Below are 23,463 nucleotides of genomic sequence, written 5' to 3' on the forward strand. Positions count from 1 at the left end.
ATCAACGGCAGTGTGTTTCAACTAACCGGACGAACAGCGTCGCGCCGGTAGAAATAATGTCATCATTAAAGTCATAGCCGGGGTTGTGCACCATACAGCCGCCCTTCCCGCCTTTCTCCCCATTACCCAGCAGGAAGTAGCAGCCGGGGCGTTTCTGGAGCATAAAAGCGAAATCTTCGCTGGCGTTCATCGGCGAAATGGATTCCAGCACGCCCTCCTCGCCAAATACCTCCAGCGCCAGCGCTTTGGCGAACTCGGTCTCCTCGTCGCTGTTGGTCAGCACCGGATAGGAGTCAAAAACCTCAACCTCGCTGCTGGCGCCGTAGCTTTTGGCGGTAAAATCAGCGAGCTCCTTGATCCGCTTAATCAGCAGGTCGCGAATTTCCGGCTTCATCGCCCGCACGCTCAGCTCCATCACCACGTTCTCGGGGATGACGTTGGAGGCGATACCCGCCTGGAAAGTACCGACGCTCACCACCGCGGTTTCGCCCGGCGGTACGTTACGGGCAACGATACTTTGCAGATTCATCACCAGCGCCGCGCCGGTCACAATGGGGTCGACGGTGCGCTCGGGGTGCGCGCCGTGGCCGCCGTAACCGGTAATGGTGATTTTGACCGTATCCGCCGAGGCCATAAAATTACCGGCGTAAAAGCCGAGTTTCCCCACCGGCAGGCCCGGCATATTGTGCAGGCCGAAGATGCGCTCGCAGGGGAAACGTTCAAACAGGCCGTCTTTAATCATTAAATCCGCGCCGCCGATAGCTTCTTCCGCGGGCTGGAATATCAGGTGTACCGTGCCGTTGAACTGGCAGGCCGGCGAGGCGATATATTTCGCCGCCGCCAGCAGAATGGTGGTATGGCCATCGTGGCCGCAGGCGTGCATTTTCCCGGCAACGGTGCTGGCCCACGGGAGATCGGTCGCTTCGAAAATCGGCAGCGCGTCCATGTCGGCGCGCAGGCCGATCGTGCGCGGAGAATCGCCTTTGCTTAAGGTTCCGACCACCCCGGTTTTCGCCAGCCCGCGGGTCACCGTATAGCCCCACTCGGTCAGTTTTCCGGCCACCAGCTCGCTGGTATTAAACTCTTCCAGGCTTAATTCCGGATGGGCATGTAAATAATGACGGATCGCAATCATTTCATCTTCGGTGGCTTTAATTTCAGGAATTACACAGTCGGTCATGCCGGTCTCCGGGAATAGAATCAGATGCAAAGCTTTAATAACTTAACGTGCTAAGGGTTTATTGCAAGCAGGATTTCTTATTCCGCAGGCAGTTTTCATCTGATTTATTCATAGTGATTTAACGGCGAAGCGGACGTCTTTTACTCTCGCCTGAACCAGGGCGCTTCTTACATTCTCTGCTTTTTATTAACCATGAAGCACAATAACAATTTATAAAGTCTAAATACGCAGATAAAACATCAAAGAAGAGGCGCAAGGATGATATTTTCAACTTTGCGCTTTTTAAGTGAGAACAAGGGCGGGTGGGCATTGCCCGATAGCGCTACGCTGACCGGACTACCGTCCCTCAGACGCGGGGAAATCGGTAGCCCGGACAGGCGCGCAGCACCGCCTCCGGGGGAAGCGGTAGCGAGGTTAAGGCAGAAAAAGGTTAGTGACTCAGCGCGCCGTTAATCAGGATCGACGTAATAATCCCGGTCGCGGCGGCAATCAGCACATAGTTGCCATCAATATAGGACCAGTGCTGCCCGCGCGGCGGTGCCGGTAATCCGCGATCGTTCCAGTCGTTTATCCGGTAATCATTGCCGCGAAAACGTTCCGGCGCCGGATGACCTTTGCGGAAATCATGCCCGTTCCACGCAAAGTGGTCCTGCTCATGACGCGCCTGATGAGGGTTACCCTGCGGCCCCTTGTCACCATGCGCCGGGCCACGGTTATCGCCGTTGCCCTGATGGTTGTTAGCCTGCGGCCCCTGCTGACGGTTACCGTTCGGGCCGCCGCGCCCGGCGTCTTGCTGCCAGACCTGCTGCTGACCGTGGTTGTTGCCGCCAGGGCCATCCGCCCAGGAGACAGAAGTTAAAGCACAAGATAAAATAATCGCCAGTGAAAGAATCTTTTTCATAATACACCTCCTGATATATTTCCTTTGTACCAGGAGAATGTGGAGGAATAGTGAGTAACAATATAACCAGGACAATTCCTGGCATATCCGCTTAGTCTTCCAGGGCGCATTTTTATTGCCTGCGCTCATTTAACCCAGCCACAGGGTTTACTATGCCCCCGGGTATACCGCAAGCCGGCTCGATATCCATTGCGGATAATTATCCCGAGGCTGAACCATGGACGCTAAATAACAAAAAAGGCCGCTTTCGCGACCTTTTTTAGCAAAGAGTCAGTAATTACTCAGTGACTTTAGTTTTTAGCTCTTCGGCACCCTGCTTGGTTTTATCCCAGCCTTCTTTGCTGACCTCTTTGGTCTTATTCCAGCCTTTTTCGGTGCCTTCTTTAGTTGCGTTCCAGCCCTTCTCAGTCCCTTCTTTGGTCTTATTCCAGGTTTTCTGCGCGCCTTCGCTGACTTCGCTGCCTACGCTGTCGCTTTTGCCTTCCGCCGCGTGTTTAGCTTTGAGCTGCTGCTCTTCACCCTGGTGCTGGGCCTCGTGCAGTTTTTCCTTCGCGGTGTTCGCCCCTTCATGGGCCGCCGCGACGGTATCGTCGGTTGCGTGTGTCGTTGTTGCAGCAAAAACAGGAGCTGCTACCAGAATCGCAGATAACGCAATCATTGCTTTTTTCATAATATCCTCTCTCGCTAACGAACTTAATGTTATGAGTCGCATTTAGCATGGCACAAGATTTTGCCGTCTGGCTTTAGGGATTGTTCTTAAAACTGATTTCAGACTTTTCTATCGACTTTTGGTCTGCCGCTCCCCCCCTTTGCACCTGTCCGGGCTGCCGCTTTTTACCGCTATAGAGTCCGCAGCCATCAGAAGTCTCTCCCGCTCAGCCGAACGGCCGCTCTTTTGCCAACCGGCTCACGTTTTTATACCCTGGTTCGCACTTTTCCGCCGCTGACGTTCCCCTGATCCTGTCGCTATGCTTTAATAAGCTAAACCGGTTTAACTAAGTTTAGCTATGGAGATTTTTCAGCATGATTGCAAAAGTTTGGGTTCTGGGAGATGCGGTAGTTGACCTGCTGCCGGAGAGCGAAGGCCGTCTGCTGCGCTGCCCCGGCGGCGCGCCGGCCAACGTGGCGGTAGGTATCGCCCGTCTTGGCGGCATCAGCGGGTTTATCGGGCGCGTCGGCGACGATCCGTTTGGCCGCTTTATGCGCCACACCCTGCAGCAGGAGCTGGTCGACGTCAGCCATATGCGCCTCGACGGCGAGCACCGAACCTCCACCGTCGTGGTCGACCTTGACGATCAGGGCGAACGCACCTTTACCTTTATGGTGCGCCCAAGCGCGGATCTGTTCCTGGCGAAAGAAGACCTGCCGCAGTTTGCCGCCAACCAGTGGCTGCACGTCTGCTCTATCGCGCTCAGCGCCGAACCCAGCCGCAGCACCACCTTCGCGGCTATGGAGAAAATCAAGCTGGCCGGCGGCCGGGTCAGCTTTGACCCCAATATCCGCCCGGACCTCTGGCAGGATCAGGAGCTGCTGCACGCCTGCCTCGATCGCGCCCTGCGCATGGCCAACGTGGTGAAGCTGTCGGAAGAGGAACTGGTATTCATCAGCGGAAGTGATGATTTAGCGCAAGGCATCGCCAGCATCACCGCGCGCTACCAGCCTGAATTGCTGCTGGTCACCCAGGGCAAAGCGGGCGTGCTTGCCGCCTTCCAGCAGCAGTTTACCCATTTCAGCGCCAAGCCTGTGGTCAGCGTGGACACCACCGGCGCGGGTGACGCTTTTGTCGCCGGACTGCTCGCAAGCCTTGCCGCCAAAGGGATGCCGACGGATATCGAAGGGCTGGAACCCACCCTGACGCTAGCGCAAACCTGCGGCGCTCTGGCGACAACGGCGAAAGGCGCGATGACCGCTCTGCCATACCAGCGCGATCTTAATCGCCAGTTTTGATTCTTCAGGCCGTCGTGCGCGGCCCACTTTGTTGCATCCATCACATTTATTAAACCGGTTTAGCAAAATCCATTTCCAAATGTTAAGGGTCATGCTTAACATAGCGCCTAAACCGGTTTAGCAAAAAAAACAACATTTCCAAATTTTACTTTCGGGATGCAACCAGCATGTATAAAAAAAGCACACTCGCGGTCCTTATCGCTTTGCTAACCGGTGCCGCCTCAGCCCACGCGCAAACGGACCTCAGCACCATCGAAGCCCGCCTGGTCGCGCTGGAAAAACGCCTGCAGGAGGCGGAAAACAGAGCGCAAACCGCGGAAAACCGCGCCGAGTCAGCGGAGAAAAAAGTCCAGCAGCTGACCACCCAGCAGCAAAAAAATCAGGACACGACGCAGGAAGTGGTTCAACGTACCGCCAAGCTTGAGAAAAAAGCCGATGAGAAAAGCGGCTTTGAGTTTCACGGCTACGCCCGCTCCGGCGTGATAATGAATGATTCCGCCGCCAGCACCAAATCCGGCGCCTATATGACGCCAGCGGGGGAAACCGGCGGGGCTATCGGCCGTCTGGGAAACCAGGCCGATACCTATGTTGAAATGAACCTTGAACATAAGCAGACCCTGGATAATGGCGCGACGACCCGCTTCAAAGTGATGGTCGCCGACGGCCAAACCAATTATAACGACTGGACGGCGAGCACCAGTGATTTGAACGTTCGCCAGGCTTTCGTCGAACTGGGCAACCTGCCTGCCTTTGAAGGGCCGTTTAAAGGCTCCACCCTGTGGGCAGGGAAACGTTTCGACCGCGACAACTTTGATATTCACTGGATTGACTCTGACGTTGTGTTCCTCGCCGGTACCGGCGGCGGTATTTACGACGTCAGGTGGAACGATAGCATTCGCAGTAACTTCTCTCTTTACGGACGCAACTTCGGCGATATTGCTGACTCGAGCAATAGCGTGCAGAACTATATCGTCAGCATGAACAACTTCATCGGTCCGGTGCAGGTGATGGTCAGCGGGATGCGGGCAAAAGACAACGATGAACGTCAGGATACCAACGGCAATCCGGTCAAAGGCGATGCGGCAAATACCGGGACGCATGCGCTGCTCGGGTTGCATAACGACACTTTTTACGGCCTGCGTGAAGGCACCAGCAAAACCGCCCTGCTCTACGGTCACGGCCTGGGCGCTGAAGTTAAAGGCATCGGCTCTGACGGCGCGCTACGCTCGGGCGCCAACACCTGGCGCTTCGCCAGCTACGGCACCACGCCGCTCAGCAAAAACTGGTTTATCGCCCCGGCTATCCTGGCGCAAAGCAGTAAAGACCGTTATGCCGAGGGCGACAGCTATCAGTGGGCAACGCTCAACATGCGTCTGATCCAGGAGATCAACCAGAACTTCGCCCTCGCTTACGAAGGCAGCTACCAGTATATGGATCTTAAACCTGAAGGTTATAACGATCGCCATGCGGTGAACGGTAGCTTCTACAAGCTCACCTTCGCTCCGACCTTTAAGGTCGGCAGCATCGGTGATTTCTTCAGCCGTCCTGAAATCCGCCTTTACACCTCATGGATGGACTGGAGCAAAAAACTGAATAATTACGCCAGCGACGACGCGCTGGGCAGCAGTGGTTTTAAATCGGGCGGCGAATGGTCGTTCGGTATGCAGATGGAAACCTGGTTCTGACGGGTAACGTCTGACGGCAGGAACATCCGGGGCGATTACGCGCGCGTTGTCGCCCCGGACACGATAACGACGCAGAAACTGCGCCCCCGTGAACACGGGACGACAACACGAAAATTTTACGCATTCAGAGGGTACTATGGATTTTGAACAGATTTCCCGCTCGCTGCTTCCGCTTTTGGGAGGCAAGGAAAATATCGCCAGCGCTGCGCACTGCGCCACGCGTCTGCGGCTGGTGCTGGTCGATGATTCGCTGGCCGACCAGCAGGCCATCGGCAAAATTGAAGGGGTTAAGGGCTGTTTCCGCAACGCCGGGCAGATGCAGATTATTTTCGGCACCGGGGTGGTGAACAAGGTCTACGCCGCCTTTATCCAGGCGGCGGGCATTAGCGAATCGAGCAAGTCGGAAGCCGCCGACATTGCGGCGAAAAAGCTTAATCCTTTCCAGCGTATCGCGCGCCTGCTGTCGAACATCTTCGTGCCGATTATCCCGGCAATCGTCGCCTCCGGCCTGCTGATGGGCCTGCTGGGGATGGTCAAAACCTACGGCTGGGTTGACCCGAGCAACGCCCTCTACATCATGCTGGATATGTGCAGCTCGGCGGCGTTTATCATTCTGCCGATCCTGATTGGCTTTACCGCGGCCCGCGAATTCGGCGGTAACCCCTACCTCGGCGCGACGCTCGGCGGCATTCTGACCCACCCGGCGCTGACTAACGCCTGGGGCGTGGCCGCCGGTTTCCATACCATGAACTTCTTCGGCCTCGAGATCGCCATGATCGGCTATCAGGGGACAGTGTTCCCGGTGCTGCTGGCGGTATGGTTTATGAGCCTCGTTGAGAAGCAGCTGCGTCGCGCGATCCCCGATGCGCTGGACCTGATCCTGACGCCGTTCCTGACGGTGATTATTTCCGGTTTTATCGCCCTGCTGATTATCGGCCCGGCCGGTCGCGCGCTCGGCGACGGCATCTCGTTTGTCCTGAGTACCCTGATTAGCCACGCCGGCTGGCTGGCTGGACTGCTGTTTGGCGGTCTCTATTCGGTTATCGTCATTACCGGTATTCACCACAGCTTCCACGCCATCGAAGCCGGGCTGCTGGGTAACCCGTCCATTGGGGTTAACTTCCTGCTGCCGATTTGGTCCATGGCCAACGTCGCTCAGGGTGGCGCCTGCCTGGCGGTATGGTTTAAAACCAAAGACGTCAAAATCAAAGCCATTGCGCTGCCCTCGGCGTTTTCCGCTATGCTGGGCATCACCGAGGCGGCGATTTTTGGTATCAACTTACGCTTCATGAAGCCGTTTATCGCGGCGCTGATCGGCGGCGCGGCGGGCGGCGCGTGGGTCGTGTCAGTGCACGTCTATATGAGCGCAGTCGGCCTGACGGCGATTCCCGGCATGGCCATCGTGCAGGCCAGCTCGCTGCTGAACTACATTATCGGTATGGTCATCGCCTTTGGCGTCGCTTTCGTCGTCTCTCTGCTGCTGAAATACAAAACGGACGCTGAATAATGTCACTTCCATCACGTCTGCCTGCGATTTTGCAGGCCGTTATGCAGGGCCAGCCGCGCGCGCTGGCCGATAGCCATTATCCCCGCTGGCACCATGCGCCGGTCACCGGGCTGATGAACGACCCCAACGGTTTTGTCGAGTTTGCCGGGCGCTATCACCTGTTCTACCAGTGGAACCCGCTCGCCTGCGATCATAAGTTCAAGTGCTGGGCGCACTGGAGTTCAGACGATCTGCTGCGCTGGCGGCATGAGCCTATTGCGCTGATGCCGGATGAAGAGTACGACCGCAACGGCTGCTACTCCGGCAGCGCGGTGGATAACAACGGTACGCTCACCCTGTGCTATACCGGCAACGTGAAGTTCGACGATGGCGGCCGAACCGCGTGGCAGTGCCTGGCGACGGAAAACGCCGACGGCACTTTCACTAAGCTCGGCCCGGTCCTGCCGCTGCCGGAGGGCTATACCGGCCACGTCCGCGACCCGAAAGTCTGGCGGCATCAAGACCGCTGGTACATGGTGCTGGGGGCGCAGGATCGGCAAAAGCGCGGTAAGGTGCTGCTGTTCAGCTCCCCGGACCTTCATCAGTGGCGCAGCGAGGGCGAAATCGCCGGTGACGGCATTAACGGCCTGAGCGACGCAGGCTATATGTGGGAGTGCCCGGATCTGTTTGCGCTCGGCGACCAGCATATTCTGATCTGCTGCCCGCAGGGGATTGCCCGTGAAGAAGAGCGCTTCCTCAATACCTATCCGGCGGTGTGGATGGCCGGTGGTTTCGACTACGACCGCGCCGCGTTCAGCCACGGCGAACTGCGCGAGCTGGACGCCGGATTCGAGTTCTACGCCCCGCAGACCACGCACACCCGCGATGGCCGCCGCCTGCTGGTCGGCTGGATGGGCGTCCCGGACGGCGAAGAGATGCGCCAGCCGACGCTCGCTCATGGCTGGATCCATCAGATGACCTGCCTGCGCGAGCTGGAATTTATCGACGGTCAGCTCTACCAGCGTCCGCTGCGCGAGCTGACCGCCCTGCGCGGGGAAGCGCACGGCTGGCAGGGGAACGCTCTGCCGCTGGCGCCGATGGAAATCGCGCTGCAAACTGCCGCCGACGACGCGCTAAGCCTTGATTTCGGCGGCACGTTAACCCTCGAGCGCGACGCCAGCGGGATCCGACTGGCGCGACGCAGTCTCGTCAGCGACGAGATGCACTATCGCTACTGGCGCGGCGAGGTCCGCACGCTGCGGATTTTCATCGATCGGTCGAGCGTGGAGATTTTCATTAACGACGGCGAAGGCGTAATGAGCAGCCGCTGCTTCCCGGCTTATCCGGCGCAGCTGATTTTCTCCGGTAGCGCGCCGGATGCATTCTGCTACTGGCCGCTGCGCACATGCATGGTAGAATAAGCGTTTTGCTTTCAGGCTCATGGCGTCGTAATGAAAACCAAACGCGTAACCATTAAAGATATCGCCGAACTGGCGGGCGTTTCCAAAGCGACCGCCAGCCTGGTGCTGAACGGGCGTGGCAAAGAGCTGCGCGTGGCGCAGGAAACGCGCGAGCGCGTGCTGGCGATTGCCCGCGAGCAGCACTATCAGCCGAGCATTCACGCCCGCTCCCTGCGCGATAACCGCAGCCACACCATCGGCCTGGTGGTGCCGGAGATCACCAACTACGGCTTTGCGGTCTTTTCCCATGAGCTGGAGATGCTGTGCCGCGAGGCGGGCGTCCAGCTGCTGATCTCCTGTACCGACGAAAACCCCGGTCAGGAGAGCATGGTGGTCAATAACATGATTGCCCGTCAGGTCGACGGGTTGATCGTCGCCTCCTGTATGCACGCCGATGCCGACTATCTCAAGCTCAGCGAACAGCTGCCGGTGGTGCTGTTTGACCGCTACCCGAATGAAAGCGCCCTGCCGCTGGTGATGACCGATTCAATTACCCCGACGGCGGAGCTGATTGCCCGCATCGCGCCTCAGCATCGCGATGAGTTCTGGTTTTTAGGCGGCCAGCCGCGCCTGTCGCCCTCCCGCGATCGTCTGGCCGGGTTTACGCAGGGTCTGGCCCAGGCGGGTATTGAATTGCGCCCGGAGTGGGTGATCAACGGCAACTACCATCCCAGCTCCGGCTATGAGATGTTCGCCGCCCTCTGCGCGCGTCTGGGTCGGCCGCCAAAGGCGCTGTTTACCGCCGCCTGCGGGCTGCTGGAAGGGGTGCTGCGCTATATGAGCCAGCACCATTTGCTCGATTCAGACATCCACCTGGCGAGCTTTGACGATCACTATCTCTACGATTCGCTGTCGCTGCGTATCGATACCGTCCAGCAGGACAACCGCCAGCTGGCCTGGCACTGCTACGATTTGATAAGCCAGCTGATTGACGGCAACACGCCCGAGCCGCTACAGCGCTACCTGCCGGCGACGCTGCAGTTTCGGCATCGGTGATACTACGGAGGTTTAAAAGGTTATCGAAACGTGTTAACGGACTATTTGTCTTGCCGCGTTGAAAATGCAGTGGCACCGGACGCGTTAAAGCCACGACTTACGTAGTCTCAAAATCTCTTCTGGCGCGCCTTCAAATATGAAAGGATTAAAAAACATCCTTCCCCAGAAGAGTTTTCTGTCCACTTCACTTAACCCCACCTCATCGCCGAGGGCTTTCCAGTTCATATGGACCGTATCGAGATAATGGGCAATAAGCTCAATGGCTTCACGTCTGCTCAGTAAAAAACGGTCGGCAGCCGACAGGCAAACCGCAAGGTTACTCATCCGATTTTCGCCTACGATCAGCATAGCCTGTGTGGCTTCATTGCCGGCTCTCCCTTGAGGACAAATGTCATATGCAGGCGTCAGGCTAAGCCTTTTACCATCCCAAAATGCCGCATGGTTTCTGGCATGATCGTCGGTATTACCACAAATAATGTTAAAAACAAGTCGCCCAAACAGCTCCCGCAGCGTCTCTTTAGGGGCACTAAAACGCTGACGTATAATGTCCGCCAAATCTTCATAGCTCGCATATCTTGCCATCATTTCATCAAGACCAAAGATAGTCAGCGCTGACACCATCAGGCGGCGTTGCCAACCGGTCTTGCTTTGGACGCGATCAAAACGCTCGATAAGCAAAACATCTTTACCAGTAGTATGGCGAAAGAGAACAGGCGCAACATTCAACCCAACGCAGCCTGCCAGGCGCATGGCGATATATTCGCCTTTAACAACATTATAGGTATCTGTTGAAGAAGAAAATTTAGCGATAAATTTACGATTCCCAAATTCGATCATCGCTTTTGGTCGTGCTCCACCGAGTGAAGTGCCGTGAAATAACGCCTGTTCAAGATCGACGGTTAACGGTATACCGTTTTCCACCATCGACGCTGCCTGCATAAGCTCTTCAAGCGATGCTCCTCGGGCCGCGCGTGGAACGTACTCCGTCGCAGAGCGCTGAAAATCAAGACCACCAATCCGATCGGAACCGGACTCAAGTAAGTAGGTCATTTCATCCAGGGTGTTGGGATCGGTATCTCTGCCTTGTGCGCCCATCAGTCGGTTCAGAATAACTCGCCGCCCCCAGGCATCAGGAGCTCCATCGCGTAACGCGCCAGCCATTTGCAAACCAGGGGCAGGTACCATTGCGCCTCTGACTAAAGGAAGCTCCGGCACATAAACCGCTATCGCCTCTTTCCGCTCCAGATAACTGCGGCCGTAGTTGAAAATAAACCGACCGTTGTCTCTGCTTAACACTCCGGCGACAACGGGTTCTGTTGCTCCAGGCAGCCAGATCCAGACATACACTTGCTCAAGGCTATTCTCAGAAGTCATCATTTATCACCTTCCTTGAGTGATGAACCGCACGCGGCATTAATGACAGCGTTTTCTCTGCATTAGCAATATGTAACGCCAGAGCAGAACTATCTGGCGTAAACAGCGGCACGCCCACTATTGTCGCCAGTTCAAATACCGCGCCAATCGCACATCCCATATCGCCTTCCTCAGCACGATAAACCAGCCCACGCGACACGCCAGCACGTTCTGCCAGCTCCTCGATAGTGAGTCTGGATTCTATGCGCGCGGTGCGGATCATCATTCCCAGCAACCGTGCTGCATCGCGACTGTAACGAGAGTAGGTTCGGGTTGACGGCTTTGCCATAATGCTTCTCTTGTCTTATTAATAGAACTTAGTTAGCGATTATAACCTGTTTATAGAACACTACAAATGAGCCAACTCAGTCATTCCAAAGAGCTCATGTCCCATAAAAAAAACAGAAATGGCTATTACGCCCCATTAATAGAACACGTTCACGCATCCAGGCCCGCGATCCGCACCAGATGTACGGTGAGCCATAACAGCTCGTTGCCGCCGAGGGTGATATCGAGCTGGGCTTTGACGTAATCGCGGATCAGCAGCGCGCAGCGGTACGCCTCCGGATACTCCTTAATCACCTGCACCAGCAGAAAACTGTCCCGCGCGCCGTCCAGCTCTCCCTCTTGTAAACGCTGGAGGAAAAACTGCATATGGACCAGAAAACGCGAGTAGTTAATCGAGTCGGTGTCTATCGGCTGTTTAAAGTGATACTGCACGAGATTAAAAATATCCTTCAGCATCTTCACCGACTGCATGGTTTGCGCCACGTCGTCGCCCTCGCTCTGGCCGTTTACCAGATGAAAGGCGATATTCCCGGCTTCCTCCTCCGGCAGTTCAATCCCGTACTGCTGGCGAATAATCGTTACCGCCTCGCTGGCGACGCGGAACTGCTGCGGATAAAAACGCCTGACTTCCGGCAGCAGGCGATTTTGAATGGCGATCCCTTTGCGGCTGCGCTCGATGGCAAAGGTCAGGTGGTCGGCGAGGGTAAAGAAAATCTGCTCGCGAACCTTGCTGGCGAGCTGCATATTGGCGCGGGAAATAATCATCGCCGCCATTTCAATGACCTCATCCGGAATGGCGGAGAGCGCCTCAAGATAGCCGCTGCGCGCGCCGAGCGCCTGGGTCACGAACAGCTTCTCAATCTTCTCCGGGGCGATCTCATCCCCGGGTCTGCTGTTGAAGCCAATGCCTTTCCCCATGACGATAACCTCCCTGCTATCGTCATCCATAGAGAGCACCAGGCTATTATTGAGCACCTTCTGAACAATCATCTCTGCGACTCGTCGTGGTTGCCGTTTTGCGCGATGACATCCTTATACCACCAGAAGCTGCGTTTGCGGATCCTTTGCAGGCTTTTCAGGTCATCCTCGCCGCGATCGACATAAATAAAACCGTAGCGCTTGGCGTATCCCTGATGGGTGCTGACCACGTCAATCGCCGCCCACGGACAGTAGCCCATCAGCTCGACGCCGTCGGCTATCGCCAGGCGCATTTGCTCAATATGCGCCTGTAAGAAGGCGATGCGATAGTCGTCATTTACCGTCCCATCAGGCGCCAGCTTATCCGGCGCGCCCATGCCGTTTTCGCTAATCAGAATCGGCAGGCCGTAGCGTTCGCACACTTTACGCAGCGTCAGGCGCAGCCCCACCGGATCGACCACCCAGCCGTAGGGGGTTTTGCCAACCCACGGGTTTTCCGCCGGACGATAAACCCCCTCTTCGCCCAGCATAATTTGCTGGTCCCCGGCGCGGGGCGCAACGTCGCCGCCGTCGCCCCGGCTGGCGGCAATGGTAGCGGTCGAGTAGTAGTTAATGGCGATAAAGTCCGGCCTCCCCTGCTGCAAAATCAGCGCATCTTCCGGCTGCAGCTCCGGCGCGAGGCCGCGATCCTGCATATAGGCCCACGCCAGGGCGTTGTAGCGGCCATGCGCCGCAACATCCAAAAAGCTCCAGCAGCGCAGCGTCTCCCAGTTATGCGCGGCGATGGCGTCCTCAGGCTTACAGCTTTCGGCGTACATCGACGTGGTGTTTATCGCCGGGCCAATGCGCAGCCCGGGGAACTCGCGGTGGCACAGGGCGAAGATCTGCGCCTGGGCCAGCATCATATGATGATTCTGCTGGTACAGCGCCTTCTTGTCCGGCAGTTCGCGATCCGCTGGCACGCCAATCGCGCCGGGATGGAGGATCATGGTGTTCTGTTCATTGATGGTCAGCCAGAGCGGAACTTTGGCGGCAAATTCGCTGAACAGCAGCCTGGCATAGCGCACGAATGCCTCCCCGGTTTTGCGGTTCAGCCAGCCGCCTTTAAGCTCCAGCGCCCACGGCAGGTCGAAGTGGTACAGCGTGACGATGGGGGTGATGCCATGGCGGGTCAGGGCGTCGATCAGGCGGTGATAAAACGCCAGCCCGGTCGGATTCACCGGGCCATCGCCGTCAGGTATCACCCGCGACCAGGCCACCGAAAAACGGTAGGCCTTCAGCCCCATCTGCGCCATCAGCGCGACGTCCTCCTCCACGCGATGATAGTGGTCGCTGGCGATGCGGAAGTCCGCCGTTCCCGGCGGATGGCTGAGCATATCGACCACCGAAGGGCCTTTACCATCTTCATTCCACGCGCCCTCGACCTGATAGGCCGAGGTGGACGCGCCCCACAGAAAACCGTCCGGGAACTGCGCTTTCTTTTGATAAATCATGCCTGCGCCTCCTTAGCGGATTGCACCATCAGTTGCTCCCCGTAATCGACCTGCGCGGCGGCAGTCAGGCGCAGTGAGTGCTGCTCATCGCCGTTGACCACAATCACCGGGGTAATCAGGTCATACCCGGCCTGCTCGATGGCGGGTATATCAAAGCGGATTAGCTCCTGTCCCGCTTCCACCCTATCGCCCACCTTCAGCGTAGAGCTAAAGTGCTGGCCGTTAAGATTAACGGTGTCGATACCGATATGGATCAGCAGCTCAAGACCGCTGTCGCTCTGCAGGCCAACGGCGTGGCACGACGGCAGAAACATCATCACCGTGCCGCTAAACGGCGCGCGCAGTACCCCTTCCTCGGGACGAATCGCCAGGCCCTCGCCCAGCAGGCCGCCGGAAAAGACGTCATCGTTCACTTCGCTGAGCGCCACCACCGGGCCGCGCAGCGGGCTGAATACTTCCGTCTCCCCCTCGTTTTTCGGGCTCACCGCAGGCTGCGGCGCCTCGCCCACTTCCTCTTGTTCCTCAGGAACGTCTTTAAAAGCGATAAACCAGGTCAGGGTAAAGGTCACCACGATGGAGATCGCGCAGGTTACCAGCGCATGGACGATGTTCATCGGGTTTTCGCCGATAAACGCCGGCAGCGCCGCGAGGCCTGGCGAGACAAACGCGTAGCGCACCAGCCCGCTCACCCCGGCGTAGACCCCGGCGCAGCCGCCGCCGATCATCGCGGCAATCAGCACGCGGCGGAACTTGAGCAGCACCCCGTACAGCGCCGGTTCGGTGATCCCCAGCAGCGCGGTAAAGCCCGACGAAGAGGCCAGCTGGCGCAGGTTGCTATTTTTGGTTTTCAGCGCCACGCACAGCGTCGCCGCCCCCATCGCCACGTTGGACGCCAGCATCCCCGGTCCGTTAATCATCTCGTAACCGCTTTTACTCAGCTGGCCGGTGGCGATCGGCGTCATCGCCCAGGCGGTGCCGGTAATAATCAGGAAGGGCTGCAGGGTGCCCATCAGCATCGGGATCAACCAGCTGGCGTGGCGGTCGATAGCGCCCGCCCCGGCAGCCACCAGATCGTTAAGCAAAATGCCCGCCGGGCCGACCACCACCAGCGCCAGCGGCGCGGTAATCAGCAGGATCAGCATCGGCTTAACAAAGAATTTAATAATCGACGGCGAGACTTTTTCGGCAAAGCGCTCCACCCACGACATCAGCCACACCGTCAGAATGATCGGCAGCACCGAACCGGCGTAATCGGAAAGCAGGACGTTGATGCCGACAAAATCGACCGCTTTACCGGCCGCCAGCATCTGGCCGATGCCCGGATGCAGCAGCACGCCCGCGAGGGTCATCGCCAGAATCGGGTTGCATTCAAACTTCAGCGATGCGCCGTAGGCCAGCAGCACCGGTAGGAAGAAGAAGGCGGCGTCGGCAATAATATTCAGCAGCTGATACGTCGAGCTGGTCTCGCTAATCACCCCCGTGAGCTTGAGAATAGCCAACAGCGCTTTAATCATCCCCGCGCCGGTAATCGCCGGGATCACCGGGGTAAAGGTGGTCGAAATAACGCTGATAATCCGTGCGACGATGCCGGCCGGCTTCGCATTTTTATCGCCGCCTGCCGGGCCTTTTTTCTCCGGCAGCGCCTTATTGAGCCGCCGGTAAACCTGCTGCACCTCGTTACCGATCACAATCTGGAACTGGCCGCCCTTCTCCACCACGCTGATCACGCCGGGGAGGGTGCCAATCTGCGCATCGTTTACCTTTGCGCGGTCGTTGAACTCCATGCGCAGCCGGGTGGCGCAATGGGTGAGCATGCGGATATTCTCCGCACCGCCCACCGCGTGGAGGATTTTGTCTGCTGTTTCGTTATAGTTCATAGTGTTCCCTGGTGTTGGGGCAAAAAAAAAGACCAAAACAGAGACGCTCCCCTTGGCGGGAGAGCATTTCTATTTTGGTCTTGCCTGCTTTCGCAGTAGCACGCCATCATAAAAATGGGTTATTTCGGCGGATTATCTAAGCGCCCCTGTGTAATGACAATGGCAACCGAACAAAAATGTGAGCTGGATTAAGTAAATTCTTAACTAAATATCAACCGAGGGCCTGCTGGCGTAGCCAGCTCTGCAATAGCTTACCGTTGGGGGTCATATCACTATCCTGACGTACGCAGAGATAATAATCCCGGCCATCATCAATTGCCGCATCGAAGATTTTCACCAACTCGCCGCTCTTCAGATAGGGAGCGATCAGCGGCTCGCGCATGAGCGCGCAGCCCAGCCCGGCCTGCACGCCCGCGAGGGTCAACAGGCCATCCTCAAACAGCGGCCCGGTCGAGCGCGGCGGGCGCTTCACTCCCTGCTGTACAAACCACTGATTCCAGGTCGTGCGCTCCTCGTCGTGCAGCAGCGGCATCTGCAACAGCTGTTCCGGGGTATCAATATGCCCGTGCAGGCGTAAAAAGGCCTGGCTGCATACCGGCACCATTTTGCCGGAAATCAGCTTTTCGCTTTGATAGCCCACCCAGTGACCGTTGCCAAAGCGGATCGACATATCGGAAGCGTCGCTAAGATAGTTGCGATGGTTGGCGTAGACCACGTTGATTTCGGTATGCGGATTGGCGTGCACGAATGACGGCAGGCGGGGAATAAACCAACCCATGCCAAACAGCGGGATCAGGCTGATCGTCACCTGCTGGGTTTGCACCTGCTCGACCAGATGCTCGGTGGCCTGGCGCAGCACGTTAAACGCCGCGCGGATCGAGCGATAATACTCCCGCCCCTGCTGGCTGAGGGTCAGCCGTCGCCCCTGACGTTCGGTGAGCGGGATCTGCAAATAGCCTTCCAGCACTTTGAGCTGATGGCTAACCGCCGAGGGCGATATCGCCAGCTCCTGCGCCGCCAGGGTTACGCTGCCGAGGCGCGCGATCGCCTCGAAGGCGCGCACCGCCCGCAGCGGCGGATCGTTTACCAAAGTACTCTGCGACCAGCTACCCGGCGCCTCCGATTGTTCTGTTTTTTTCATATATTGATTTTCTTAGCGCATTACGCTATCCAGTGATTTATTAAATTATATTTAAAATCATAATGATAGTTAACCACACATTTATAATAAGAAAGAATATATGCGTATTTTACAATTTAATTCATTTGTTGGATGGTAGCTATTATTTGAGCATCTTGTCGGAACAGTCAGTTGGACACACTCATACAACAAATCATCAACGGGGTCATGCTCGGCAGCATCTACGCCCTGATCGCGCTCGGCTATACCATGGTGTACGGCATCCTGCGCATTATTAACTTTGCCCACGGCGACATTCTTATGGTCGGCGCGTTGACCACCCTTTCCGGGATGCACGCCCTGAACGCGCATTTCCCCACTCTGCCGCCGCTGGCGCAGCTCGGGCTGGCGCTGCTGCTGGCCATGACGGTCTGCGCCCTGCTGGCGATGGCGGTCGAACGCTTTGCCTACCGCCGCCTGCGCAACGCCCCGCGCCTGGCGCCGCTGATCTCCGGGATCGGCGTCTCGGTGCTGCTGCAAACCGTGGCGATGATCGTCTGGTCGCGCAATCCGCTGATGTTCCCGCAGATCCTGCCAATGGATCCGATCGCCGTGACCCACGGCAGCGCAGCGCATCCTCCGGCTCTCATTACCGTCACCGGTATCGTCACCGTCGCGCTGGCCCTCACGGTGATGCTTGGCCTGTGGCTGCTGGTGGAATACACCCGCTTAGGCCGCGGTATGCGCGCGGTAGCGGAAAATCCACGCATCGCTACGCTAATGGGCGTTAACCCTAACGCGATTATCGCCCTCACTTTCGCCATCGGCGGCGTATTCGCCGCGCTGGCTGGCGTGATGATGGCCAGCAACTACGGCAGCGCTGGTTTCTCCATGGGCTTTCTGCCCGGCATTAAAGCCTTTACCGCCGCGGTGCTCGGCGGCATCGGCAATATTCGCGGCGCGATGATCGGCGGCCTGCTGCTGGGGCTTATCGAATCCCTCGGAGCGGGCTATCTCGGCGACCTGACCCACGGCGTCTTCGGCAGCAACTACCAGGATATTTTCGCCTTTATGGTGCTGATCCTGGTGCTGGTCTTCCGCCCGGCCGGTTTGCTCGGCGAACGCGTCGCGCACCGGGCTTAGGAGAAAAATCATGACAACGCTACAACTCGATACGCCTGCCGTCTCCCGCCGCTTCTGGTCCGGGATGACCCTGTTGGTCTGCGCGCTGCTGGTGGCGCCGATGGTCGCCAGCCAGCTCGGCGGCAACTACTGGGTGCGGGTCATCGACTTCGCCCTGCTCTACGTTATGCTGGCGCTGGGGCTGAATATTGTGGTCGGCTATACCGGCCTGCTGGATATGGGCTTTATCGCCTTTTACGCCGTCGGCGCGTATTTGGCGGCGCTGCTGGCTTCTCCGCATCTGCTGGACGTCTTCCCGATTTTAAATAGTTGGTTTCCGGACGGCCTGCACACCTCCTGGCTGGTGATTATTCCGCTCGCCGCGCTGGTGGCGGCAGGCTGCGGTATCGTGCTGGGCGCGCCGACGCTGAAGCTGCGCGGCGACTATCTGGCGATTGTCACCCTCGGGTTCGGCGAAATTATCCGCATCCTGATGCGCAACCTCGACCGTCCGGTCAACATCACCAACGGCGCAAAAGGCATCTCCGGGGTCGATTCGCTGAATCTGTTCGGCCTCAAGTTTAGCGGCGTTTATCACTGTTTCGGCTTTAAAGTCCCGGCGCTGTGGCTGTGGTACTACCTTCTGATGCTGGTGATTGTGGCGATTATTTTCGTCTGCCTGCGGCTGCAGCATTCGCGCATTGGCCGCGCCTGGCACGCCATCCGCGAGGATGAAGACGTCGCCCGGGCGATGGGCATCAACCTGCGTAACTACAAACTGCTGGCTTTCGCTATCGGCGCCTCATTCGGCGGCGTGGCGGGCGCGCTGTTCGGCGCATTTCAGGGCTTTGTTTCGCCGGAATCCTTTACCCTGCAGGAGTCGATTGCGGTGCTGGCGATGGTGGTGCTGGGCGGGATGGGGCATATCCCAGGCGTGATCCTCGGCGCGGTGCTGCTGACCGCGCTGCCGGAGCTGCTGCGCAGCCAGGCGGCGCCGGTACAGCAGGCGCTGTTTGGCGAAGTGCTGATTGACCCGGAAGTGCTGCGCCAGCTGTTCTACGGCCTGGCGCTGGTGCTGGTCATGCTTCTGCGCCCGCAGGGCATCTGGCCCGCGCGACATCAAGGAGCGAAAGCATGAGCCTGTTAAGCGTATGCCATATGACGAAGCGTTTCGGCGGTCTGACGGCGGTCGACAACGTATCGCTGAGTATTAATCAGGGTGAAATCTACGGCCTGATCGGCCCCAACGGCGCGGGGAAAACCACCTGCTTTAACCTGATTACCGGCCTCTACCCGGCGGACAGCGGCGAGTTCGCTATCGGTGGCGAAGCCTATTTTCCGAGCAATATTGAGAAAGTGACCGCCGCGGGCATCGCCCGCACCTTCCAGAACGTGCGGCTGTTTAACAACATGTCGGTACTGGAGAACGTTATGGTGGGCCGCCACGTCCGCACCCGCAACGGCCTGTGGGCCGCGATCTCCCGTCATAAACGCGCCCGCGCCGAGGAGACGCAAACCCGCGAGCTGGCCTGGCACCTGCTGGACTATACCGGCATCTCGCAGTTCGCCCACTATCGCGCCTGCGACCTCGCCTACGGTCACCAGCGGCGGCTGGAGATTGCCCGCGCGCTGGCCACCGAACCGCGCCTGCTGGCGCTGGATGAACCGGCGGCCGGAATGAACGCCGCCGAGAAGATGGCCCTTGGCGAACTGCTGCTGCGCATTCGTGACGACGGCAAAACGCTGCTGATGATTGAGCATGACGTCAAGCTGGTAATGGGGATCTGCGATCGCCTGATGGTGCTGGATTACGGCAAAACGTTAACCAGCGGCACGCCGGATACCGTACGCCGCGATCCGGCGGTGATCGCCGCCTGGCTGGGAGGCAATATCCATGTCTGATTTATTAACCGTCAACCAGCTTAGCGTCCACTACGGCGGCATCCAGGCGGTGCGCGACGTCTCATTCAGCGTTAAAGAGGGCGAGCAGACCACGCTTATCGGCGCCAACGGCGCGGGCAAAAGCTCCACCGTGCGCGCCATTACCGGGCTGGAACCCTTTAGCGGTGAAATTTTGTTTAACGGCAAGCCGATCCGCAAACGTCGGGCCAAATCCCTGCTGCGCGAAGGACTGGTGATGGTGCCGGAAGGACGCGGCATCTTTGCCCGCATGACGGTGCTGGAAAACCTGCAAATGGGCGCCTGGCTACGACGCGACGCGGCGGCGGTAAAGCAGGAGATGGGCGCCATCTTCGCTAATTTCCCGCGCCTCGCCGAACGCCAGCATCAGTTGGCGGGGCTGCTCTCCGGCGGTGAACAGCAGCTGCTGGCGCTCAACCGCGCCCTGCTCAGCCAGCCACGCCTGCTGATCCTCGACGAACCGTCGATGGGCCTGGCGCCGCTGATGGTCGAGAACATTTTTCGCGTTATCGCCACCCTGCGCCAGCGCGGCGTCGCGCTGCTGCTGATCGAGCAGAACGCGCGCCTGGCGCTGGAGGCCACCGACAGCGCCTGGGTGATGGACAGCGGCAGCATCGTCGAGCGCGGTCCATCGCAGACGCTGCTGGCCGACGATCGTATTGCACAGATCTATTTGGGCGAAATGCCCGTTTAACACACCAACCAGCATCAGGGAAAAACAATGAAAACCGTAAAAATCAGCGCGCTCAGCGCCGCTATCCTGCTCAGTGGTTTTGCCTCATCCGCCGCGTGGTCCGCAGCCAGCGAAACCGTGATTATCGGCCTGGCTGGCCCGCTCACCGGCCCTTCCGCGCGTATCGGCAAGGATCTGGAAAACGGCGCGCAGCTGGCGATTGACGATATCAACAAGCAGCACCCGACCATCGGCGGCAAGGCGGTAACCTTCAAGCTGCAGTCGGAAGACGATCAGTCCGACCCACGCACCGCCGTTGCCGTCGCCCAGCGTCTGGTGGACAGCGGCGTCGCGGGCGTCGTCGGCCACTGGAATACCGGCACCAGCATTCCCGCTGCGCGGGTTTACCACGATGCGGGCATCGCCCAGGTCGCGCCGGTCGCCACCGGGCACGCCTACACCAAACAGGGCTTCGACACCAGCTTCCGCGTGATGGGCCACGACGATGACGGCGGCCAGTTTGCCGGACAGTACGCGGTACAAACCCTGAAGGCCAAACGCATCGCGGTCATCGATGACCGTACCGCCTTCGGCCAGGGGCTGGCGGATGAGTTTATTAAGTCGCTGGAAGCACAGGGAATCAATATCGTCGATCGCCAGTACGTCGATGACAAAACCGTCGACTTCAGCGCCGTGCTGACCGCGATCCGCAGCAAAAACGCCGACCTGATTTTCTTTGGCGGCGTCGATAGTCAGGCCGCCCCGCTGGCGCGCCGCATCAAACAGCTGGGCATGAACGCTACCCTGATGGGCGCAGGTGGCTTCGTTAGCCAGACCTTCCTCCAGCTGGCGCAGAAAGAGGGCGACGGCGTGGTGGCGCTGGAGCCGGGACTGCCGGTCGAGCGGATGCCGGGCGGTAAAGCCTTCGAGCAGGCCTACCAGTCGCGCTATCACACCCATATCGAACTGCACGCGCCGTTCGCCTATGACGCTACCCGCGTGCTGGTCGCGGCGATGGAAAAAGCCGACTCCGTCGATCCCGCCGACTATCTGCCCGCCCTGCGCGCCATTAACTACGCCGGCGTGACCGGACAAATCGCCTTTGATAAAGAGGGCAACCTGAAATCGCCAACCTTTACCGTTTATAAAGTCGTCGAGGGCAAATGGCAGCCGCAAACCGTACTCGGCGGCGCAACAACGAAGTAACGCAGTGAGGCAATGTGATGAGTGATCATAATGAGCTGGGCATTCTCGCCCGCCGCAAAATTGAAGCAGAAATAATCAAGCCGATTTACGACATCCTGGTACGCGAGATAGGTAAGGCTCGCGCCCAGGCGGTCATCGGCGAAGCGATTGAAAACGCCGCCATTGAGGCGGGAAAAGCGTTTGCCCGCCAGGAGCCTGACGGCGCGGATATTCGCAGCTTTGTCGCGCTGCAGTATCTGTGGGAGAAAGATAATGCCCTGGAGGTCACGGTGCTGGACGCCGACGACCAGCAGTATAACTACAACGTAAACCGCTGCCGCTACGCCGAGATGTATCACGAAATGGGCCTCGGCGAGATTGGCCACCTGCTCTCTTGCGCCCGCGACGATAAATTTATCGTCGGCTACGCCCCGGACGTGGAGCTGACCCGCACCACCACCATCATGGAGGGCGGTAAGTGCTGTGACTTCCGCTATCGCGTGCAAAAGGACAAGTCATGATAACCGTCAACGGCGCACGTCTGTGGTCGACGCTCAACGAGATGGCGCTGCTCGGCGCCACGCCGGCAGGCGGCGTGACCCGGCTGGCGCTCAGCGAAGAGGATCGTCAGGCGCGCGACCTGCTGCGCCAGTGGGCGCGGGAAGCCGGCTTTCCCTGCGAAGTCGACAGCATGGGCAATATGTTTATTCGCCGCGCCGGTAAAAATTCGCAGTTAGCCCCGGTGCTGACCGGTTCCCACGTCGACTCCCAGCCGCTCGGCGGCCGCTATGACGGCATTTACGGCGTCCTCGCCGGGCTGGAGGCGCTGCGCACGCTGAACGATCGCGGCATTGAGACCGAACGCGATATCGTGCTGGTGAACTGGACCAACGAAGAGGGTGCGCGCTTTGCCCCGGCGATGCTGGCATCCGGCGTGTGGGCCGGGCAGTTTAGCGAAGATTTCGCCCTCGCCCGTATAGACCGCGACGGCATCAGCGTTAGCGCGGCGCTGGAGGCTATCGGCTATCGCGGGGAATGTCCGGCCGCCGCCTTCCCGCTCCACGCCTGCTACGAAGTGCATATCGAACAGGGGCCGATTCTGGAAGAAGAAGGCGTTGATATCGGCCTCGTTCACGCGGCAATGGGCCAGCGCTGGTTCAACGTCACCCTGGAGGGCTTTTCCGCCCACGCAGGCACCACGCCGATGGGCAGCCGCCGCGACGCGCTGACCGCTTTCGCCGAGTTGGCGCTGGCGGTGGAGCATATCGGTATCGCCCATAATCCCGACGGGCGCGCGACTATTGGGATGGCGCAGGTGATACCGGGCTCGCGCAACGTGGTGCCGGGACGCGTGGCGTGCAGCGTCGAGTTTCGTCATCCGCAATCCCCGGCGCTGGAAGCCATGGAACGGGAACTGCATCGCGCTGCTGAAGCGCTGGCGGCGCGCGGCGTGACGGCAAACGTCGAGCGTATTTTTGATTACGCGCCCATTACCTTTGATGCCGGATGCCTGGCGCGCAGCCAGCGGGCGGCGGAAACGTTGGGCTACAGCGCGCGAACCATAGTTTCCGGCGCCGGGCATGATACCTGCTATATCAGCAAGGTCGCGCCCGCCAGCATGATTTTCATTCCCTGCGAGAAGGGCATTAGCCATAACGAAGCGGAGAACATTCTGCCGGAATGGGCGGAGAAAGGGGCGAACGTGCTGCTCAACAGTTTACGTCTTGCCGCGGATGAGTCCGCTTGCGGCGCGGCATAAACGCGACATGGCCCACGGCAGTACAGGCCGTGGGCTATTG

The 23,463-nt window shown here is 58.6% G+C and carries 21 protein-coding genes; 12 read left to right on the forward strand and 9 right to left on the reverse strand.

What is annotated here, in order from left to right; translation table 11 throughout:
• Position 1: 1 nt before the first annotated feature.
• The 3 genes from ACE3MN_RS19755 to ACE3MN_RS19765 form a co-directional block, all read right to left on the reverse strand.
• Positions 2-1,180: a M20 aminoacylase family protein gene (locus tag ACE3MN_RS19755; RefSeq protein WP_049087502.1), complete on the reverse strand. Its 1,179-nt coding sequence runs from the start codon at positions 1,178-1,180 to the stop codon at positions 2-4.
• A 430-nt stretch (positions 1,181-1,610) separates the two neighbouring features.
• Positions 1,611-2,081 (reverse strand): RcnB family protein, encoded by a 471-nt coding sequence (locus tag ACE3MN_RS19760; RefSeq protein WP_004135302.1) that lies wholly within the window; start codon positions 2,079-2,081, stop codon positions 1,611-1,613.
• A gap of 277 nt (positions 2,082-2,358) precedes the next feature.
• A complete protein-coding gene (locus tag ACE3MN_RS19765) occupies positions 2,359-2,751 on the reverse strand; it encodes a hypothetical protein (RefSeq protein ID WP_004130158.1) in 393 nt (130 codons plus the stop codon).
• Between the two features lie 353 nt (positions 2,752-3,104).
• On the opposite strand from ACE3MN_RS19765, the gene ACE3MN_RS19770 reads away from it, so the two are divergent.
• The 5 genes from ACE3MN_RS19770 to ACE3MN_RS19790 all read left to right on the forward strand — a co-directional run bounded on the left by ACE3MN_RS19770 (position 3,105) and on the right by ACE3MN_RS19790 (position 9,655).
• On the forward strand, positions 3,105-4,028 hold the full coding sequence (locus tag ACE3MN_RS19770) for an aminoimidazole riboside kinase (RefSeq protein ID WP_024358893.1): 924 nt from the start codon (positions 3,105-3,107) through the stop codon (positions 4,026-4,028).
• Positions 4,029-4,195: 167 nt separating this feature from the next.
• The gene (locus tag ACE3MN_RS19775; protein ID WP_024358894.1) at positions 4,196-5,713 is read left to right on the forward strand and encodes a carbohydrate porin; all 1,518 of its coding nucleotides are present in this window, start codon (positions 4,196-4,198) and stop codon (positions 5,711-5,713) included.
• Between the two features lie 136 nt (positions 5,714-5,849).
• Positions 5,850-7,220 carry a sucrose-specific PTS transporter subunit IIBC gene (locus ACE3MN_RS19780; protein ID WP_024358895.1) on the forward strand — a complete coding sequence of 457 codons (1,371 nt, stop codon included), beginning with the start codon at positions 5,850-5,852 and terminating at the stop codon, positions 7,218-7,220.
• Positions 7,220-8,620, forward strand: coding sequence for a sucrose-6-phosphate hydrolase (locus ACE3MN_RS19785; protein WP_219192131.1), 1,401 nt, complete (start codon positions 7,220-7,222; stop codon positions 8,618-8,620). The genes ACE3MN_RS19780 and ACE3MN_RS19785 overlap by 1 nt, the downstream gene beginning before the upstream one ends.
• 30 nt (positions 8,621-8,650) lie before the next feature.
• Complete coding sequence (locus ACE3MN_RS19790; RefSeq protein ID WP_004135287.1) at positions 8,651-9,655, forward strand: LacI family DNA-binding transcriptional regulator; 1,005 nt, start codon at positions 8,651-8,653, stop codon at positions 9,653-9,655.
• A gap of 84 nt (positions 9,656-9,739) precedes the next feature.
• Here the strand turns inward: ACE3MN_RS19790 and ACE3MN_RS19795 are convergent, their stop codons facing one another.
• The 6 genes from ACE3MN_RS19795 to ACE3MN_RS19820 all read right to left on the reverse strand — a co-directional run bounded on the left by ACE3MN_RS19795 (position 9,740) and on the right by ACE3MN_RS19820 (position 16,785).
• Positions 9,740-11,029: a type II toxin-antitoxin system HipA family toxin gene (locus ACE3MN_RS19795; protein WP_024358897.1), complete on the reverse strand. Its 1,290-nt coding sequence runs from the start codon at positions 11,027-11,029 to the stop codon at positions 9,740-9,742.
• Entirely contained in the window at positions 11,019-11,357 is a 339-nt protein-coding gene (locus ACE3MN_RS19800) for a helix-turn-helix domain-containing protein (RefSeq protein WP_024358898.1), read from the reverse strand. The genes ACE3MN_RS19795 and ACE3MN_RS19800 overlap by 11 nt, the downstream gene beginning before the upstream one ends.
• Positions 11,358-11,506: 149 nt before the next feature.
• Complete coding sequence (gene licT / locus ACE3MN_RS19805) at positions 11,507-12,346, reverse strand: BglG family transcription antiterminator LicT (protein WP_024358899.1); 840 nt, start codon at positions 12,344-12,346, stop codon at positions 11,507-11,509.
• A complete protein-coding gene (locus ACE3MN_RS19810; RefSeq protein WP_024358900.1) occupies positions 12,343-13,767 on the reverse strand; it encodes a glycoside hydrolase family 1 protein in 1,425 nt (474 codons plus the stop codon). The genes licT and ACE3MN_RS19810 overlap by 4 nt, the downstream gene beginning before the upstream one ends.
• On the reverse strand, positions 13,764-15,644 hold the full coding sequence (locus ACE3MN_RS19815) for a beta-glucoside-specific PTS transporter subunit IIABC (protein WP_224358944.1): 1,881 nt from the start codon (positions 15,642-15,644) through the stop codon (positions 13,764-13,766). The genes ACE3MN_RS19810 and ACE3MN_RS19815 overlap by 4 nt, the downstream gene beginning before the upstream one ends.
• A 211-nt stretch (positions 15,645-15,855) precedes the next feature.
• Positions 15,856-16,785: a LysR substrate-binding domain-containing protein gene (locus ACE3MN_RS19820; protein ID WP_004135280.1), complete on the reverse strand. Its 930-nt coding sequence runs from the start codon at positions 16,783-16,785 to the stop codon at positions 15,856-15,858.
• Between the two features lie 171 nt (positions 16,786-16,956).
• On the opposite strand from ACE3MN_RS19820, the gene ACE3MN_RS19825 reads away from it, so the two are divergent.
• Genes ACE3MN_RS19825 through ACE3MN_RS19855 form a run of 7 tightly spaced genes read left to right on the forward strand, consistent with a single transcriptional unit; the run spans position 16,957 to position 23,423 of the window.
• A complete protein-coding gene (locus ACE3MN_RS19825; RefSeq protein WP_004135279.1) occupies positions 16,957-17,907 on the forward strand; it encodes a branched-chain amino acid ABC transporter permease in 951 nt (316 codons plus the stop codon).
• A gap of 10 nt (positions 17,908-17,917) precedes the next feature.
• On the forward strand, positions 17,918-19,024 hold the full coding sequence (locus tag ACE3MN_RS19830) for a branched-chain amino acid ABC transporter permease (protein WP_375364146.1): 1,107 nt from the start codon (positions 17,918-17,920) through the stop codon (positions 19,022-19,024).
• On the forward strand, positions 19,021-19,788 hold the full coding sequence (locus ACE3MN_RS19835) for an ABC transporter ATP-binding protein (protein WP_004135277.1): 768 nt from the start codon (positions 19,021-19,023) through the stop codon (positions 19,786-19,788). Before ACE3MN_RS19830 ends, ACE3MN_RS19835 begins: the two co-directional genes overlap by 4 nt.
• The gene (locus tag ACE3MN_RS19840) at positions 19,781-20,500 is read left to right on the forward strand and encodes an ABC transporter ATP-binding protein (RefSeq protein ID WP_131930339.1); all 720 of its coding nucleotides are present in this window, start codon (positions 19,781-19,783) and stop codon (positions 20,498-20,500) included. Before ACE3MN_RS19835 ends, ACE3MN_RS19840 begins: the two co-directional genes overlap by 8 nt.
• Positions 20,501-20,527: 27 nt before the next feature.
• Positions 20,528-21,685: a branched-chain amino acid ABC transporter substrate-binding protein gene (locus ACE3MN_RS19845; protein WP_024358902.1), complete on the forward strand. Its 1,158-nt coding sequence runs from the start codon at positions 20,528-20,530 to the stop codon at positions 21,683-21,685.
• A gap of 17 nt (positions 21,686-21,702) precedes the next feature.
• On the forward strand, positions 21,703-22,185 hold the full coding sequence (locus ACE3MN_RS19850; RefSeq protein WP_004137832.1) for an L-2-amino-thiazoline-4-carboxylic acid hydrolase: 483 nt from the start codon (positions 21,703-21,705) through the stop codon (positions 22,183-22,185).
• Positions 22,182-23,423, forward strand: coding sequence for a Zn-dependent hydrolase (locus ACE3MN_RS19855; protein WP_064342310.1), 1,242 nt, complete (start codon positions 22,182-22,184; stop codon positions 23,421-23,423). Before ACE3MN_RS19850 ends, ACE3MN_RS19855 begins: the two co-directional genes overlap by 4 nt.
• Positions 23,424-23,463 lie beyond the last annotated feature (40 nt).

It is taken from the genome of Klebsiella grimontii, from assembly GCF_042137965.1.
GTDB lineage: Bacteria > Pseudomonadota > Gammaproteobacteria > Enterobacterales > Enterobacteriaceae > Klebsiella > Klebsiella grimontii.